At 60.6% G+C, this 21,533-nt stretch carries 1 protein-coding gene (only partly in view); it reads left to right on the top strand.

Annotation, left to right across the window (positions count from 1 at the left end):
• A protein-coding gene (locus tag K1Y77_RS11655; RefSeq protein WP_264428602.1) for an Ig-like domain-containing protein crosses the window boundary here: on the top strand, positions 1 to 21,533 show its 3' portion. 6,586 nt of this gene lie to the left of the window's left edge; only the last 21,533 of its 28,119 coding nucleotides appear in the window; the start codon falls outside the window, past its left edge; it ends in the stop codon at positions 21,531 to 21,533.

Here is a 21,533-nt window from a genome sequence, read left to right as displayed (position 1 = left end):
ACACCGTCACGGCCCAGGACACTGCGGATCTGGATGCGGTTGCGGGTGAACTGACCGTCACGGCGGATGACTCCACCGACGGTCTGCTGAACATCAGCGGCACCAGCCAAGACGTTCCAGAAAACGGTGAGGTGACCATCACCATCACCGACCAGAACGATGAAACCGTCATCGTCACGGCGACCGTGGATGAAAACGGCGAGTACAGCCTGACCGGTGTGGACGTCAGCGGCCTGACCGATGGCGAGCTGACCATCGATGCGGTGGCGACCGACAACAACGGCGACACCGTCACGGCCCAGGACACTGCGGATCTGGATGCGGTTGCGGGTGAACTGACCGTCACGGCGGATGACTCCACCGACGGTCTGCTGAACATCAGCGGCACCAGCCAAGACGTTCCAGAAAACGGTGAGGTGACCATCACCATCACCGACCAGAACGATGAAACCGTCATCGTCACGGCGACCGTGGATGAAAACGGCGAGTACAGCCTGACCGGTGTGGACGTCAGCGGCCTGACCGATGGCGAGCTGACCATCGATGCGGTGGCGACCGACAACAACGGCGACACCGTCACGGCCCAGGACACTGCGGATCTGGATGCGGTTGCGGGTGAACTGACCGTCACGGCGGATGACTCCACCGACGGTCTGCTGAACATCAGCGGCACCAGCCAAGACGTTCCAGAAAACGGTGAGGTGACCATCACCATCACCGACCAGAACGATGAAACCGTCATCGTCACGGCGACCGTGGATGAAAACGGCGAGTACAGCCTGACCGGTGTGGACGTCAGCGGCCTGACCGATGGCGAGCTGACCATCGATGCGGTGGCGACCGACAACAACGGCGACACCGTCACGGCCCAGGACACTGCGGATCTGGATGCGGTTGCGGGTGAACTGACCGTCACGGCGGATGACTCCACCGACGGTCTGCTGAACATCAGCGGCACCAGCCAAGACGTTCCAGAAAACGGTGAGGTGACCATCACCATCACCGACCAGAACGATGAAACCGTCATCGTCACGGCGACCGTGGATGAAAACGGCGAGTACAGCCTGACCGGTGTGGACGTCAGCGGCCTGACCGATGGCGAGCTGACCATCGATGCGGTGGCGACCGACAACAACGGCGACACCGTCACGGCCCAGGACACTGCGGATCTGGATGCGGTTGCGGGTGAACTGACCGTCACGGCGGATGACTCCACCGACGGTCTGCTGAACATCAGCGGCACCAGCCAAGACGTTCCAGAAAACGGTGAGGTGACCATCACCATCACCGACCAGAACGATGAAACCGTCATCGTCACGGCGACCGTGGATGAAAACGGCGAGTACAGCCTGACCGGTGTGGACGTCAGCGGCCTGACCGATGGCGAGCTGACCATCGATGCGGTGGCGACCGACAACAACGGCGACACCGTCACGGCCCAGGACACTGCGGATCTGGATGCGGTTGCGGGTGAACTGACCGTCACGGCGGATGACTCCACCGACGGTCTGCTGAACATCAGCGGCACCAGCCAAGACGTTCCAGAAAACGGTGAGGTGACCATCACCATCACCGACCAGAACGATGAAACCGTCATCGTCACGGCGACCGTGGATGAAAACGGCGAGTACAGCCTGACCGGTGTGGACGTCAGCGGCCTGACCGATGGCGAGCTGACCATCGATGCGGTTGCGACCGACAACAACGGCGACACCGTCACGGCCCAGGACACTGCGGATCTGGATGCGGTTGCGGGTGAACTGACCGTCACGGCGGATGACTCCACCGACGGTCTGCTGAACATCAGCGGCACCAGCCAAGACGTTCCAGAAAACGGTGAGGTGACCATCACCATCACCGACCAGAACGATGAAACCGTCATCGTCACGGCGACCGTGGATGAAAACGGCGAGTACAGCCTGACCGGTGTGGACGTCAGCGGCCTGACCGATGGCGAGCTGACCATCGATGCGGTTGCGACCGACAACAACGGCGACACCGTCACGGCCCAGGACACTGCGGATCTGGATGCGGTTGCGGGTGAACTGACCGTCACGGCGGATGACTCCACCGACGGTCTGCTGAACATCAGCGGCACCAGCCAAGACGTTCCAGAAAACGGTGAGGTGACCATCACCATCACCGACCAGAACGATGAAACCGTCATCGTCACGGCGACCGTGGATGAAAACGGCGAGTACAGCCTGACCGGTGTGGACGTCAGCGGCCTGACCGATGGCGAGCTGACCATCGATGCGGTGGCGACCGACAACAACGGCGACACCGTCACGGCCCAGGACACTGCGGATCTGGATGCGGTTGCGGGTGAACTGACCGTCACGGCGGATGACTCCACCGACGGTCTGCTGAACATCAGCGGCACCAGCCAAGACGTTCCAGAAAACGGTGAGGTGACCATCACCATCACCGACCAGAACGATGAAACCGTCATCGTCACGGCGACCGTGGATGAAAACGGCGAGTACAGCCTGACCGGTGTGGACGTCAGCGGCCTGACCGATGGCGAGCTGACCATCGATGCGGTTGCGACCGACAACAACGGCGACACCGTCACGGCCCAGGACACTGCGGATCTGGATGCGGTTGCGGGTGAACTGACCGTCACGGCGGATGACTCCACCGACGGTCTGCTGAACATCAGCGGCACCAGCCAAGACGTTCCAGAAAACGGTGAGGTGACCATCACCATCACCGACCAGAACGATGAAACCGTCATCGTCACGGCGACCGTGGATGAAAACGGCGAGTACAGCCTGACCGGTGTGGACGTCAGCGGCCTGACCGATGGCGAGCTGACCATCGATGCGGTGGCGACCGACAACAACGGCGACACCGTCACGGCCCAGGACACTGCGGATCTGGATGCGGTTGCGGGTGAACTGACCGTCACGGCGGATGACTCCACCGACGGTCTGCTGAACATCAGCGGCACCAGCCAAGACGTTCCAGAAAACGGTGAGGTGACCATCACCATCACCGACCAGAACGATGAAACCGTCATCGTCACGGCGACCGTGGATGAAAACGGCGAGTACAGCCTGACCGGTGTGGACGTCAGCGGCCTGACCGATGGCGAGCTGACCATCGATGCGGTGGCGACCGACAACAACGGCGACACCGTCACGGCCCAGGACACTGCGGATCTGGATGCGGTTGCGGGTGAACTGACCGTCACGGCGGATGACTCCACCGACGGTCTGCTGAACATCAGCGGCACCAGCCAAGACGTTCCAGAAAACGGTGAGGTGACCATCACCATCACCGACCAGAACGATGAAACCGTCATCGTCACGGCGACCGTGGATGAAAACGGCGAGTACAGCCTGACCGGTGTGGACGTCAGCGGCCTGACCGATGGCGAGCTGACCATCGATGCGGTGGCGACCGACAACAACGGCGACACCGTCACGGCCCAGGACACTGCGGATCTGGATGCGGTTGCGGGTGAACTGACCGTCACGGCGGATGACTCCACCGACGGTCTGCTGAACATCAGCGGCACCAGCCAAGACGTTCCAGAAAACGGTGAGGTGACCATCACCATCACCGACCAGAACGATGAAACCGTCATCGTCACGGCGACCGTGGATGAAAACGGCGAGTACAGCCTGACCGGTGTGGACGTCAGCGGCCTGACCGATGGCGAGCTGACCATCGATGCGGTGGCGACCGACAACAACGGCGACACCGTCACGGCCCAGGACACTGCGGATCTGGATGCGGTTGCGGGTGAACTGACCGTCACGGCGGATGACTCCACCGACGGTCTGCTGAACATCAGCGGCACCAGCCAAGACGTTCCAGAAAACGGTGAGGTGACCATCACCATCACCGACCAGAACGATGAAACCGTCATCGTCACGGCGACCGTGGATGAAAACGGCGAGTACAGCCTGACCGGTGTGGACGTCAGCGGCCTGACCGATGGCGAGCTGACCATCGATGCGGTGGCGACCGACAACAACGGCGACACCGTCACGGCCCAGGACACTGCGGATCTGGATGCGGTTGCGGGTGAACTGACCGTCACGGCGGATGACTCCACCGACGGTCTGCTGAACATCAGCGGCACCAGCCAAGACGTTCCAGAAAACGGTGAGGTGACCATCACCATCACCGACCAGAACGATGAAACCGTCATCGTCACGGCGACCGTGGATGAAAACGGCGAGTACAGCCTGACCGGTGTGGACGTCAGCGGCCTGACCGATGGCGAGCTGACCATCGATGCGGTGGCGACCGACAACAACGGCGACACCGTCACGGCCCAGGACACTGCGGATCTGGATGCGGTTGCGGGTGAACTGACCGTCACGGCGGATGACTCCACCGACGGTCTGCTGAACATCAGCGGCACCAGCCAAGACGTTCCAGAAAACGGTGAGGTGACCATCACCATCACCGACCAGAACGATGAAACCGTCATCGTCACGGCGACCGTGGATGAAAACGGCGAGTACAGCCTGACCGGTGTGGACGTCAGCGGCCTGACCGATGGCGAGCTGACCATCGATGCGGTGGCGACCGACAACAACGGCGACACCGTCACGGCCCAGGACACTGCGGATCTGGATGCGGTTGCGGGTGAACTGACCGTCACGGCGGATGACTCCACCGACGGTCTGCTGAACATCAGCGGCACCAGCCAAGACGTTCCAGAAAACGGTGAGGTGACCATCACCATCACCGACCAGAACGATGAAACCGTCATCGTCACGGCGACCGTGGATGAAAACGGCGAGTACAGCCTGACCGGTGTGGACGTCAGCGGCCTGACCGATGGCGAGCTGACCATCGATGCGGTGGCGACCGACAACAACGGCGACACCGTCACGGCCCAGGACACTGCGGATCTGGATGCGGTTGCGGGTGAACTGACCGTCACGGCGGATGACTCCACCGACGGTCTGCTGAACATCAGCGGCACCAGCCAAGACGTTCCAGAAAACGGTGAGGTGACCATCACCATCACCGACCAGAACGATGAAACCGTCATCGTCACGGCGACCGTGGATGAAAACGGCGAGTACAGCCTGACCGGTGTGGACGTCAGCGGCCTGACCGATGGCGAGCTGACCATCGATGCGGTTGCGACCGACAACAACGGCGACACCGTCACGGCCCAGGACACTGCGGATCTGGATGCGGTTGCGGGTGAACTGACCGTCACGGCGGATGACTCCACCGACGGTCTGCTGAACATCAGCGGCACCAGCCAAGACGTTCCAGAAAACGGTGAGGTGACCATCACCATCACCGACCAGAACGATGAAACCGTCATCGTCACGGCGACCGTGGATGAAAACGGCGAGTACAGCCTGACCGGTGTGGACGTCAGCGGCCTGACCGATGGCGAGCTGACCATCGATGCGGTGGCGACCGACAACAACGGCGACACCGTCACGGCCCAGGACACTGCGGATCTGGATGCGGTTGCGGGTGAACTGACCGTCACGGCGGATGACTCCACCGACGGTCTGCTGAACATCAGCGGCACCAGCCAAGACGTTCCAGAAAACGGTGAGGTGACCATCACCATCACCGACCAGAACGATGAAACCGTCATCGTCACGGCGACCGTGGATGAAAACGGCGAGTACAGCCTGACCGGTGTGGACGTCAGCGGCCTGACCGATGGCGAGCTGACCATCGATGCGGTGGCGACCGACAACAACGGCGACACCGTCACGGCCCAGGACACTGCGGATCTGGATGCGGTTGCGGGTGAACTGACCGTCACGGCGGATGACTCCACCGACGGTCTGCTGAACATCAGCGGCACCAGCCAAGACGTTCCAGAAAACGGTGAGGTGACCATCACCATCACCGACCAGAACGATGAAACCGTCATCGTCACGGCGACCGTGGATGAAAACGGCGAGTACAGCCTGACCGGTGTGGACGTCAGCGGCCTGACCGATGGCGAGCTGACCATCGATGCGGTGGCGACCGACAACAACGGCGACACCGTCACGGCCCAGGACACTGCGGATCTGGATGCGGTTGCGGGTGAACTGACCGTCACGGCGGATGACTCCACCGACGGTCTGCTGAACATCAGCGGCACCAGCCAAGACGTTCCAGAAAACGGTGAGGTGACCATCACCATCACCGACCAGAACGATGAAACCGTCATCGTCACGGCGACCGTGGATGAAAACGGCGAGTACAGCCTGACCGGTGTGGACGTCAGCGGCCTGACCGATGGCGAGCTGACCATCGATGCGGTGGCGACCGACAACAACGGCGACACCGTCACGGCCCAGGACACTGCGGATCTGGATGCGGTTGCGGGTGAACTGACCGTCACGGCGGATGACTCCACCGACGGTCTGCTGAACATCAGCGGCACCAGCCAAGACGTTCCAGAAAACGGTGAGGTGACCATCACCATCACCGACCAGAACGATGAAACCGTCATCGTCACGGCGACCGTGGATGAAAACGGCGAGTACAGCCTGACCGGTGTGGACGTCAGCGGCCTGACCGATGGCGAGCTGACCATCGATGCGGTGGCGACCGACAACAACGGCGACACCGTCACGGCCCAGGACACTGCGGATCTGGATGCGGTTGCGGGTGAACTGACCGTCACGGCGGATGACTCCACCGACGGTCTGCTGAACATCAGCGGCACCAGCCAAGACGTTCCAGAAAACGGTGAGGTGACCATCACCATCACCGACCAGAACGATGAAACCGTCATCGTCACGGCGACCGTGGATGAAAACGGCGAGTACAGCCTGACCGGTGTGGACGTCAGCGGCCTGACCGATGGCGAGCTGACCATCGATGCGGTGGCGACCGACAACAACGGCGACACCGTCACGGCCCAGGACACTGCGGATCTGGATGCGGTTGCGGGTGAACTGACCGTCACGGCGGATGACTCCACCGACGGTCTGCTGAACATCAGCGGCACCAGCCAAGACGTTCCAGAAAACGGTGAGGTGACCATCACCATCACCGACCAGAACGATGAAACCGTCATCGTCACGGCGACCGTGGATGAAAACGGCGAGTACAGCCTGACCGGTGTGGACGTCAGCGGCCTGACCGATGGCGAGCTGACCATCGATGCGGTGGCGACCGACAACAACGGCGACACCGTCACGGCCCAGGACACTGCGGATCTGGATGCGGTTGCGGGTGAACTGACCGTCACGGCGGATGACTCCACCGACGGTCTGCTGAACATCAGCGGCACCAGCCAAGACGTTCCAGAAAACGGTGAGGTGACCATCACCATCACCGACCAGAACGATGAAACCGTCATCGTCACGGCGACCGTGGATGAAAACGGCGAGTACAGCCTGACCGGTGTGGACGTCAGCGGCCTGACCGATGGCGAGCTGACCATCGATGCGGTGGCGACCGACAACAACGGCGACACCGTCACGGCCCAGGACACTGCGGATCTGGATGCGGTTGCGGGTGAACTGACCGTCACGGCGGATGACTCCACCGACGGTCTGCTGAACATCAGCGGCACCAGCCAAGACGTTCCAGAAAACGGTGAGGTGACCATCACCATCACCGACCAGAACGATGAAACCGTCATCGTCACGGCGACCGTGGATGAAAACGGCGAGTACAGCCTGACCGGTGTGGACGTCAGCGGCCTGACCGATGGCGAGCTGACCATCGATGCGGTGGCGACCGACAACAACGGCGACACCGTCACGGCCCAGGACACTGCGGATCTGGATGCGGTTGCGGGTGAACTGACCGTCACGGCGGATGACTCCACCGACGGTCTGCTGAACATCAGCGGCACCAGCCAAGACGTTCCAGAAAACGGTGAGGTGACCATCACCATCACCGACCAGAACGATGAAACCGTCATCGTCACGGCGACCGTGGATGAAAACGGCGAGTACAGCCTGACCGGTGTGGACGTCAGCGGCCTGACCGATGGCGAGCTGACCATCGATGCGGTGGCGACCGACAACAACGGCGACACCGTCACGGCCCAGGACACTGCGGATCTGGATGCGGTTGCGGGTGAACTGACCGTCACGGCGGATGACTCCACCGACGGTCTGCTGAACATCAGCGGCACCAGCCAAGACGTTCCAGAAAACGGTGAGGTGACCATCACCATCACCGACCAGAACGATGAAACCGTCATCGTCACGGCGACCGTGGATGAAAACGGCGAGTACAGCCTGACCGGTGTGGACGTCAGCGGCCTGACCGATGGCGAGCTGACCATCGATGCGGTGGCGACCGACAACAACGGCGACACCGTCACGGCCCAGGACACTGCGGATCTGGATGCGGTTGCGGGTGAACTGACCGTCACGGCGGATGACTCCACCGACGGTCTGCTGAACATCAGCGGCACCAGCCAAGACGTTCCAGAAAACGGTGAGGTGACCATCACCATCACCGACCAGAACGATGAAACCGTCATCGTCACGGCGACCGTGGATGAAAACGGCGAGTACAGCCTGACCGGTGTGGACGTCAGCGGCCTGACCGATGGCGAGCTGACCATCGATGCGGTGGCGACCGACAACAACGGCGACACCGTCACGGCCCAGGACACTGCGGATCTGGATGCGGTTGCGGGTGAACTGACCGTCACGGCGGATGACTCCACCGACGGTCTGCTGAACATCAGCGGCACCAGCCAAGACGTTCCAGAAAACGGTGAGGTGACCATCACCATCACCGACCAGAACGATGAAACCGTCATCGTCACGGCGACCGTGGATGAAAACGGCGAGTACAGCCTGACCGGTGTGGACGTCAGCGGCCTGACCGATGGCGAGCTGACCATCGATGCGGTGGCGACCGACAACAACGGCGACACCGTCACGGCCCAGGACACTGCGGATCTGGATGCGGTTGCGGGTGAACTGACCGTCACGGCGGATGACTCCACCGACGGTCTGCTGAACATCAGCGGCACCAGCCAAGACGTTCCAGAAAACGGTGAGGTGACCATCACCATCACCGACCAGAACGATGAAACCGTCATCGTCACGGCGACCGTGGATGAAAACGGCGAGTACAGCCTGACCGGTGTGGACGTCAGCGGCCTGACCGATGGCGAGCTGACCATCGATGCGGTGGCGACCGACAACAACGGCGACACCGTCACGGCCCAGGACACTGCGGATCTGGATGCGGTTGCGGGTGAACTGACCGTCACGGCGGATGACTCCACCGACGGTCTGCTGAACATCAGCGGCACCAGCCAAGACGTTCCAGAAAACGGTGAGGTGACCATCACCATCACCGACCAGAACGATGAAACCGTCATCGTCACGGCGACCGTGGATGAAAACGGCGAGTACAGCCTGACCGGTGTGGACGTCAGCGGCCTGACCGATGGCGAGCTGACCATCGATGCGGTGGCGACCGACAACAACGGCGACACCGTCACGGCCCAGGACACTGCGGATCTGGATGCGGTTGCGGGTGAACTGACCGTCACGGCGGATGACTCCACCGACGGTCTGCTGAACATCAGCGGCACCAGCCAAGACGTTCCAGAAAACGGTGAGGTGACCATCACCATCACCGACCAGAACGATGAAACCGTCATCGTCACGGCGACCGTGGATGAAAACGGCGAGTACAGCCTGACCGGTGTGGACGTCAGCGGCCTGACCGATGGCGAGCTGACCATCGATGCGGTGGCGACCGACAACAACGGCGACACCGTCACGGCCCAGGACACTGCGGATCTGGATGCGGTTGCGGGTGAACTGACCGTCACGGCGGATGACTCCACCGACGGTCTGCTGAACATCAGCGGCACCAGCCAAGACGTTCCAGAAAACGGTGAGGTGACCATCACCATCACCGACCAGAACGATGAAACCGTCATCGTCACGGCGACCGTGGATGAAAACGGCGAGTACAGCCTGACCGGTGTGGACGTCAGCGGCCTGACCGATGGCGAGCTGACCATCGATGCGGTGGCGACCGACAACAACGGCGACACCGTCACGGCCCAGGACACTGCGGATCTGGATGCGGTTGCGGGTGAACTGACCGTCACGGCGGATGACTCCACCGACGGTCTGCTGAACATCAGCGGCACCAGCCAAGACGTTCCAGAAAACGGTGAGGTGACCATCACCATCACCGACCAGAACGATGAAACCGTCATCGTCACGGCGACCGTGGATGAAAACGGCGAGTACAGCCTGACCGGTGTGGACGTCAGCGGCCTGACCGATGGCGAGCTGACCATCGATGCGGTGGCGACCGACAACAACGGCGACACCGTCACGGCCCAGGACACTGCGGATCTGGATGCGGTTGCGGGTGAACTGACCGTCACGGCGGATGACTCCACCGACGGTCTGCTGAACATCAGCGGCACCAGCCAAGACGTTCCAGAAAACGGTGAGGTGACCATCACCATCACCGACCAGAACGATGAAACCGTCATCGTCACGGCGACCGTGGATGAAAACGGCGAGTACAGCCTGACCGGTGTGGACGTCAGCGGCCTGACCGATGGCGAGCTGACCATCGATGCGGTGGCGACCGACAACAACGGCGACACCGTCACGGCCCAGGACACTGCGGATCTGGATGCGGTTGCGGGTGAACTGACCGTCACGGCGGATGACTCCACCGACGGTCTGCTGAACATCAGCGGCACCAGCCAAGACGTTCCAGAAAACGGTGAGGTGACCATCACCATCACCGACCAGAACGATGAAACCGTCATCGTCACGGCGACCGTGGATGAAAACGGCGAGTACAGCCTGACCGGTGTGGACGTCAGCGGCCTGACCGATGGCGAGCTGACCATCGATGCGGTGGCGACCGACAACAACGGCGACACCGTCACGGCCCAGGACACTGCGGATCTGGATGCGGTTGCGGGTGAACTGACCGTCACGGCGGATGACTCCACCGACGGTCTGCTGAACATCAGCGGCACCAGCCAAGACGTTCCAGAAAACGGTGAGGTGACCATCACCATCACCGACCAGAACGATGAAACCGTCATCGTCACGGCGACCGTGGATGAAAACGGCGAGTACAGCCTGACCGGTGTGGACGTCAGCGGCCTGACCGATGGCGAGCTGACCATCGATGCGGTGGCGACCGACAACAACGGCGACACCGTCACGGCCCAGGACACTGCGGATCTGGATGCGGTTGCGGGTGAACTGACCGTCACGGCGGATGACTCCACCGACGGTCTGCTGAACATCAGCGGCACCAGCCAAGACGTTCCAGAAAACGGTGAGGTGACCATCACCATCACCGACCAGAACGATGAAACCGTCATCGTCACGGCGACCGTGGATGAAAACGGCGAGTACAGCCTGACCGGTGTGGACGTCAGCGGCCTGACCGATGGCGAGCTGACCATCGATGCGGTGGCGACCGACAACAACGGCGACACCGTCACGGCCCAGGACACTGCGGATCTGGATGCGGTTGCGGGTGAACTGACCGTCACGGCGGATGACTCCACCGACGGTCTGCTGAACATCAGCGGCACCAGCCAAGACGTTCCAGAAAACGGTGAGGTGACCATCACCATCACCGACCAGAACGATGAAACCGTCATCGTCACGGCGACCGTGGATGAAAACGGCGAGTACAGCCTGACCGGTGTGGACGTCAGCGGCCTGACCGATGGCGAGCTGACCATCGATGCGGTTGCGACCGACAACAACGGCGACACCGTCACGGCCCAGGACACTGCGGATCTGGATGCGGTTGCGGGTGAACTGACCGTCACGGCGGATGACTCCACCGACGGTCTGCTGAACATCAGCGGCACCAGCCAAGACGTTCCAGAAAACGGTGAGGTGACCATCACCATCACCGACCAGAACGATGAAACCGTCATCGTCACGGCGACCGTGGATGAAAACGGCGAGTACAGCCTGACCGGTGTGGACGTCAGCGGCCTGACCGATGGCGAGCTGACCATCGATGCGGTGGCGACCGACAACAACGGCGACACCGTCACGGCCCAGGACACTGCGGATCTGGATGCGGTTGCGGGTGAACTGACCGTCACGGCGGATGACTCCACCGACGGTCTGCTGAACATCAGCGGCACCAGCCAAGACGTTCCAGAAAACGGTGAGGTGACCATCACCATCACCGACCAGAACGATGAAACCGTCATCGTCACGGCGACCGTGGATGAAAACGGCGAGTACAGCCTGACCGGTGTGGACGTCAGCGGCCTGACCGATGGCGAGCTGACCATCGATGCGGTGGCGACCGACAACAACGGCGACACCGTCACGGCCCAGGACACTGCGGATCTGGATGCGGTTGCGGGTGAACTGACCGTCACGGCGGATGACTCCACCGACGGTCTGCTGAACATCAGCGGCACCAGCCAAGACGTTCCAGAAAACGGTGAGGTGACCATCACCATCACCGACCAGAACGATGAAACCGTCATCGTCACGGCGACCGTGGATGAAAACGGCGAGTACAGCCTGACCGGTGTGGACGTCAGCGGCCTGACCGATGGCGAGCTGACCATCGATGCGGTGGCGACCGACAACAACGGCGACACCGTCACGGCCCAGGACACTGCGGATCTGGATGCGGTTGCGGGTGAACTGACCGTCACGGCGGATGACTCCACCGACGGTCTGCTGAACATCAGCGGCACCAGCCAAGACGTTCCAGAAAACGGTGAGGTGACCATCACCATCACCGACCAGAACGATGAAACCGTCATCGTCACGGCGACCGTGGATGAAAACGGCGAGTACAGCCTGACCGGTGTGGACGTCAGCGGCCTGACCGATGGCGAGCTGACCATCGATGCGGTGGCGACCGACAACAACGGCGACACCGTCACGGCCCAGGACACTGCGGATCTGGATGCGGTTGCGGGTGAACTGACCGTCACGGCGGATGACTCCACCGACGGTCTGCTGAACATCAGCGGCACCAGCCAAGACGTTCCAGAAAACGGTGAGGTGACCATCACCATCACCGACCAGAACGATGAAACCGTCATCGTCACGGCGACCGTGGATGAAAACGGCGAGTACAGCCTGACCGGTGTGGACGTCAGCGGCCTGACCGATGGCGAGCTGACCATCGATGCGGTGGCGACCGACAACAACGGCGACACCGTCACGGCCCAGGACACTGCGGATCTGGATGCGGTTGCGGGTGAACTGACCGTCACGGCGGATGACTCCACCGACGGTCTGCTGAACATCAGCGGCACCAGCCAAGACGTTCCAGAAAACGGTGAGGTGACCATCACCATCACCGACCAGAACGATGAAACCGTCATCGTCACGGCGACCGTGGATGAAAACGGCGAGTACAGCCTGACCGGTGTGGACGTCAGCGGCCTGACCGATGGCGAGCTGACCATCGATGCGGTGGCGACCGACAACAACGGCGACACCGTCACGGCCCAGGACACTGCGGATCTGGATGCGGTTGCGGGTGAACTGACCGTCACGGCGGATGACTCCACCGACGGTCTGCTGAACATCAGCGGCACCAGCCAAGACGTTCCAGAAAACGGTGAGGTGACCATCACCATCACCGACCAGAACGATGAAACCGTCATCGTCACGGCGACCGTGGATGAAAACGGCGAGTACAGCCTGACCGGTGTGGACGTCAGCGGCCTGACCGATGGCGAGCTGACCATCGATGCGGTGGCGACCGACAACAACGGCGACACCGTCACGGCCCAGGACACTGCGGATCTGGATGCGGTTGCGGGTGAACTGACCGTCACGGCGGATGACTCCACCGACGGTCTGCTGAACATCAGCGGCACCAGCCAAGACGTTCCAGAAAACGGTGAGGTGACCATCACCATCACCGACCAGAACGATGAAACCGTCATCGTCACGGCGACCGTGGATGAAAACGGCGAGTACAGCCTGACCGGTGTGGACGTCAGCGGCCTGACCGATGGCGAGCTGACCATCGATGCGGTGGCGACCGACAACAACGGCGACACCGTCACGGCCCAGGACACTGCGGATCTGGATGCGGTTGCGGGTGAACTGACCGTCACGGCGGATGACTCCACCGACGGTCTGCTGAACATCAGCGGCACCAGCCAAGACGTTCCAGAAAACGGTGAGGTGACCATCACCATCACCGACCAGAACGATGAAACCGTCATCGTCACGGCGACCGTGGATGAAAACGGCGAGTACAGCCTGACCGGTGTGGACGTCAGCGGCCTGACCGATGGCGAGCTGACCATCGATGCGGTGGCGACCGACAACAACGGCGACACCGTCACGGCCCAGGACACTGCGGATCTGGATGCGGTTGCGGGTGAACTGACCGTCACGGCGGATGACTCCACCGACGGTCTGCTGAACATCAGCGGCACCAGCCAAGACGTTCCAGAAAACGGTGAGGTGACCATCACCATCACCGACCAGAACGATGAAACCGTCATCGTCACGGCGACCGTGGATGAAAACGGCGAGTACAGCCTGACCGGTGTGGACGTCAGCGGCCTGACCGATGGCGAGCTGACCATCGATGCGGTGGCGACCGACAACAACGGCGACACCGTCACGGCCCAGGACACTGCGGATCTGGATGCGGTTGCGGGTGAACTGACCGTCACGGCGGATGACTCCACCGACGGTCTGCTGAACATCAGCGGCACCAGCCAAGACGTTCCAGAAAACGGTGAGGTGACCATCACCATCACCGACCAGAACGATGAAACCGTCATCGTCACGGCGACCGTGGATGAAAACGGCGAGTACAGCCTGACCGGTGTGGACGTCAGCGGCCTGACCGATGGCGAGCTGACCATCGATGCGGTGGCGACCGACAACAACGGCGACACCGTCACGGCCCAGGACACTGCGGATCTGGATGCGGTTGCGGGTGAACTGACCGTCACGGCGGATGACTCCACCGACGGTCTGCTGAACATCAGCGGCACCAGCCAAGACGTTCCAGAAAACGGTGAGGTGACCATCACCATCACCGACCAGAACGATGAAACCGTCATCGTCACGGCGACCGTGGATGAAAACGGCGAGTACAGCCTGACCGGTGTGGACGTCAGCGGCCTGACCGATGGCGAGCTGACCATCGATGCGGTGGCGACCGACAACAACGGCGACACCGTCACGGCCCAGGACACTGCGGATCTGGATGCGGTTGCGGGTGAACTGACCGTCACGGCGGATGACTCCACCGACGGTCTGCTGAACATCAGCGGCACCAGCCAAGACGTTCCAGAAAACGGTGAGGTGACCATCACCATCACCGACCAGAACGATGAAACCGTCATCGTCACGGCGACCGTGGATGAAAACGGCGAGTACAGCCTGACCGGTGTGGACGTCAGCGGCCTGACCGATGGCGAGCTGACCATCGATGCGGTGGCGACCGACAACAACGGCGACACCGTCACGGCCCAGGACACTGCGGATCTGGATGCGGTTGCGGGTGAACTGACCGTCACGGCGGATGACTCCACCGACGGTCTGCTGAACATCAGCGGCACCAGCCAAGACGTTCCAGAAAACGGTGAGGTGACCATCACCATCACCGACCAGAACGATGAAACCGTCATCGTCACGGCGACCGTGGATGAAAACGGCGAGTACAGCCTGACCGGTGTGGACGTCAGCGGCCTGACCGATGGCGAGCTGACCATCGATGCGGTGGCGACCGACAACAACGGCGACACCGTCACGGCCCAGGACACTGCGGATCTGGATGCGGTTGCGGGTGAACTGACCGTCACGGCGGATGACTCCACCGACGGTCTGCTGAACATCAGCGGCACCAGCCAAGACGTTCCAGAAAACGGTGAGGTGACCATCACCATCACCGACCAGAACGATGAAACCGTCATCGTCACGGCGACCGTGGATGAAAACGGCGAGTACAGCCTGACCGGTGTGGACGTCAGCGGCCTGACCGATGGCGAGCTGACCATCGATGCGGTGGCGACCGACAACAACGGCGACACCGTCACGGCCCAGGACACTGCGGATCTGGATGCGGTTGCGGGTGAACTGACCGTCACGGCGGATGACTCCACCGACGGTCTGCTGAACATCAGCGGCACCAGCCAAGACGTTCCAGAAAACGGTGAGGTGACCATCACCATCACCGACCAGAACGATGAAACCGTCATCGTCACGGCGACCGTGGATGAAAACGGCGAGTACAGCCTGACCGGTGTGGACGTCAGCGGCCTGACCGATGGCGAGCTGACCATCGATGCGGTGGCGACCGACAACAACGGCGACACCGTCACGGCCCAGGACACTGCGGATCTGGATGCGGTTGCGGGTGAACTGACCGTCACGGCGGATGACTCCACCGACGGTCTGCTGAACATCAGCGGCACCAGCCAAGACGTTCCAGAAAACGGTGAGGTGACCATCACCATCACCGACCAGAACGATGAAACCGTCATCGTCACGGCGACCGTGGATGAAAACGGCGAGTACAGCCTGACCGGTGTGGACGTCAGCGGCCTGACCGATGGCGAGCTGACCATCGATGCGGTGGCGACCGACAACAACGGCGACACCGTCACGGCCCAGGACACTGCGGATCTGGATGCGGTTGCGGGTGAACTGACCGTCACGGCGGATGACTCCACCGACGGTCTGCTGAACATCAGCGGCACCAGCCAAGACGTTCCAGAAAACGGTGAGGTGACCATCACCATCACCGACCAGAACGATGAAACCGTCATCGTCACGGCGACCGTGGATGAAAACGGCGAGTACAGCCTGACCGGTGTGGACGTCAGCGGCCTGACCGATGGCGAGCTGACCATCGATGCGGTGGCGACCGACAACAACGGCGACACCGTCACGGCCCAGGACACTGCGGATCTGGATGCGGTTGCGGGTGAACTGACCGTCACGGCGGATGACTCCACCGACGGTCTGCTGAACATCAGCGGCACCAGCCAAGACGTTCCAGAAAACGGTGAGGTGACCATCACCATCACCGACCAGAACGATGAAACCGTCATCGTCACGGCGACCGTGGATGAAAACGGCGAGTACAGCCTGACCGGTGTGGACGTCAGCGGCCTGACCGATGGCGAGCTGACCATCGATGCGGTGGCGACCGACAACAACGGCGACACCGTCACGGCCCAGGACACTGCGGATCTGGATGCGGTTGCGGGTGAACTGACCGTCACGGCGGATGACTCCACCGACGGTCTGCTGAACATCAGCGGCACCAGCCAAGACGTTCCAGAAAACGGTGAGGTGACCATCACCATCACCGACCAGAACGATGAAACCGTCATCGTCACGGCGACCGTGGATGAAAACGGCGAGTACAGCCTGACCGGTGTGGACGTCAGCGGCCTGACCGATGGCGAGCTGACCATCGATGCGGTGGCGACCGACAACAACGGCGACACCGTCACGGCCCAGGACACTGCGGATCTGGATGCGGTTGCGGGTGAACTGACCGTCACGGCGGATGACTCCACCGACGGTCTGCTGAACATCAGCGGCACCAGCCAAGACGTTCCAGAAAACGGTGAGGTGACCATCACCATCACCGACCAGAACGATGAAACCGTCATCGTCACGGCGACCGTGGATGAAAACGGCGAGTACAGCCTGACCGGTGTGGACGTCAGCGGCCTGACCGATGGCGAGCTGACCATCGATGCGGTGGCGACCGACAACAACGGCGACACCGTCACGGCCCAGGACACTGCGGATCTGGATGCGGTTGCGGGTGAACTGACCGTCACGGCGGATGACTCCACCGACGGTCTGCTGAACATCAGCGGCACCAGCCAAGACGTTCCAGAAAACGGTGAGGTGACCATCACCATCACCGACCAGAACGATGAAACCGTCATCGTCACGGCGACCGTGGATGAAAACGGCGAGTACAGCCTGACCGGTGTGGACGTCAGCGGCCTGACCGATGGCGAGCTGACCATCGATGCGGTGGCGACCGACAACAACGGCGACACCGTCACGGCCCAGGACACTGCGGATCTGGATGCGGTTGCGGGTGAACTGACCGTCACGGCGGATGACTCCACCGACGGTCTGCTGAACATCAGCGGCACCAGCCAAGACGTTCCAGAAAACGGTGAGGTGACCATCACCATCACCGACCAGAACGATGAAACCGTCATCGTCACGGCGACCGTGGATGAAAACGGCGAGTACAGCCTGACCGGTGTGGACGTCAGCGGCCTGACCGATGGCGAGCTGACCATCGATGCGGTGGCGACCGACAACAACGGCGACACCGTCACGGCCCAGGACACTGCGGATCTGGATGCGGTTGCGGGTGAACTGACCGTCACGGCGGATGACTCCACCGACGGTCTGCTGAACATCAGCGGCACCAGCCAAGACGTTCCAGAAAACGGTGAGGTGACCATCACCATCACCGACCAGAACGATGAAACCGTCATCGTCACGGCGACCGTGGATGAAAACGGCGAGTACAGCCTGACCGGTGTGGACGTCAGCGGCCTGACCGATGGCGAGCTGACCATCGATGCGGTGGCGACCGACAACAACGGCGACACCGTCACGGCCCAGGACACTGCGGATCTGGATGCGGTTGCGGGTGAACTGACCGTCACGGCGGATGACTCCACCGACGGTCTGCTGAACATCAGCGGCACCAGCCAAGACGTTCCAGAAAACGGTGAGGTGACCATCACCATCACCGACCAGAACGATGAAACCGTCATCGTCACGGCGACCGTGGATGAAAACGGCGAGTACAGCCTGACCGGTGTGGACGTCAGCGGCCTGACCGATGGCGAGCTGACCATCGATGCGGTTGCGACCGACAACAACGGCGACACCGTCACGGCCCAGGACACTGCGGATCTGGATGCGGTTGCGGGTGAACTGACCGTCACGGCGGATGACTCCACCGACGGTCTGCTGAACATCAGCGGCACCAGCCAAGACGTTCCAGAAAACGGTGAGGTGACCATCACCATCACCGACCAGAACGATGAAACCGTCATCGTCACGGCGACCGTGGATGAAAACGGCGAGTACAGCCTGACCGGTGTGGACGTCAGCGGCCTGACCGATGGCGAGCTGACCATCGATGCGGTGGCGACCGACAACAACGGCGACACCGTCACGGCCCAGGACACTGCGGATCTGGATGCGGTTGCGGGTGAACTGACCGTCACGGCGGATGACTCCACCGACGGTCTGCTGAACATCAGCGGCACCAGCCAAGACGTTCCAGAAAACGGTGAGGTGACCATCACCATCACCGACCAGAACGATGAAACCGTCATCGTCACGGCGACCGTGGATGAAAACGGCGAGTACAGCCTGACCGGTGTGGACGTCAGCGGCCTGACCGATGGCGAGCTGACCATCGATGCGGTTGCGACCGACAACAACGGCGACACCGTCACGGCCCAGGACACTGCGGATCTGGATGCGGTTGCGGGTGAACTGACCGTCACGGCGGATGACTCCACCGACGGTCTGCTGAACATCAGCGGCACCAGCCAAGACGTTCCAGAAAACGGTGAGGTGACCATCACCATCACCTCTGCAAACGGCGGCACGCCGGTTGAAGTGACGGCCACCGTGGATGAAAACGGCGAGTACAGCCTGACCGGTGTGAACGTCAGCGGCCTGACCGATGGCGAACTGACCATCGATGCGGTGGCGACCGACAACAACGGCGACCCCGTCAATGCCACTACCAATGTTGACTTTGACACTATACCTCCGACGCTGACCGTGGACGCGCCGGACAGCAACGACACCACGCCGACGATTACCGGTACCTCCGATGAAATCGGAGCGACGGTGACCGTGGTGGTGACGGATGCCGACAATAATTCGCAAACGTTGACAGCTATTGTGCTAGCTAATGGTACGTGGTCTGCAGAGGTGATCGAGGAGCTCGCCGAAGGTGTGTATCAAGTTGATGCGTCGGTAAGTGATGAGGCAGGAAATATTGCAAACGCCGACACCAGCGGTGAAGTTGATCTCACACCGCCGACACTTGCATTCGATGATTTGCTTACCAATACCAACGACACGACGCCAGATATCAGCGGCACCTCCGATGAAGTCGGCGCGACGGTGACCGTGAAAATTACGGACGCTAATGGTGTAGAGCAAACTGTAACCGGCGTTGTAGGGAGCGATGGTTCTTGGACAGTAGAATTGGTACGTCCGTTAGCGGTTGGGGATTACACTGCTGAGGCCTCTGTCAGTGACTCTGTTGGCAATGAAGCCACTGCACAGGCAACAGCTCCTGGTGTTATTTTGCCCTCGATTTCTATTACTGACTTCGAGCTCAGGGAAGAGGTGGGTGTAGAAGTATCCACGCTGATTTGGGAGGGAGGACTTTCTACGAGTCAGTTTGGTGTTACTTCCACCGTGAGTAATACCTCATTAGGACGGGGTGCTAACCTTAGCTCAAATCAAATTTCGCGTACGCAGGATCTCTCGATCACCAGTGTCGAAGGGAGTAATAGTACTGCACTAATGGCAGTGGGTGACGTTTATAGTGTGTCGTACACCCAAGTTTCATATGAAACAGTTAGGGTTTGGAGGGGGTGGAGATGGGTCAACGAAACACAAGAGGTGCGCACCGAGATCACCACCGAAATGACCGTCACACGTTCTGACTACTTCGCGGTAACGGGTGATGAGAGAGATATCTTGCTCCTTCAAGGTACGGTAGACGGTCAGCAAGCTTATCTCGTGATCGATTCAGATGGAGTAATTGCGACTACATATACAAACACAACAAACTATTTGATTGATGACCAACAGGATACTGACGTTGGCTTCCGTGAGTTCACCGTCAACGGCTCTGGTATGCCGAACTCCAACGTTGAGATATTCCAGCTTGATGAAAGTGGCAACGAAGAGTCGCTTGGTGTTACGACGATTGATGCCAATGGTAACTGGAGCTTTGACGTTGGTTCGTTGGTTGGCCGCACCGGCCAGCTTAAGGTGGATTCAGTAGATGAGTTTGGTAACGAGTCCACAGATATCAAAGGCTTTATCTTTGGAGAGACCAATCTTTCCAACACACTAGAAGGCGGCGAGAATGACGACCTTATTGTTGGCGGGTTGCAAGATGATACTCTAAGAGGTGGGGATGGTGACGATATTCTCTATGGTGAAGGGGGCAACGACACTCTCATTGGTGGAGAAGGTAACGATCTGCTCTTCGGTGGCCTTGGTGCTGACACCTTCAAGTGGGAATTGAATGACCAAGGCACTTCGGATAGTCCTGCGATTGATACAGTGATGGACTTCAATTCAGGTGAAGGCGAAGGCGATAAACTGGATATCGGTGAGTTATTGGATTATGAAAACGGTGACTCGCTAGATGCTTATATTGTCGCAGAAGAGGACGGTGATGACACAGTGCTGTACCTTAACTCTAAAGGTGATTTAGCGGGTGACAAAGATAACGCCGATCAAGTTATTCGGTTAGAAGGTAAGAGCTTCGCTGACTTTGACGGTGGAAGCCCAGAAGATGTTATCCAGCACATGATTAATACAGGTAAGCTAGATATCGAATAA

Origin of the sequence: Halomonas qaidamensis, assembly GCF_025917315.1 — a bacterium.
Lineage (GTDB): Bacteria > Pseudomonadota > Gammaproteobacteria > Pseudomonadales > Halomonadaceae > Vreelandella > Vreelandella qaidamensis.
The sequence above is the reverse complement of the archived record's forward strand: the minus strand, read 5'-3'. Positions and strand labels throughout refer to the sequence as shown.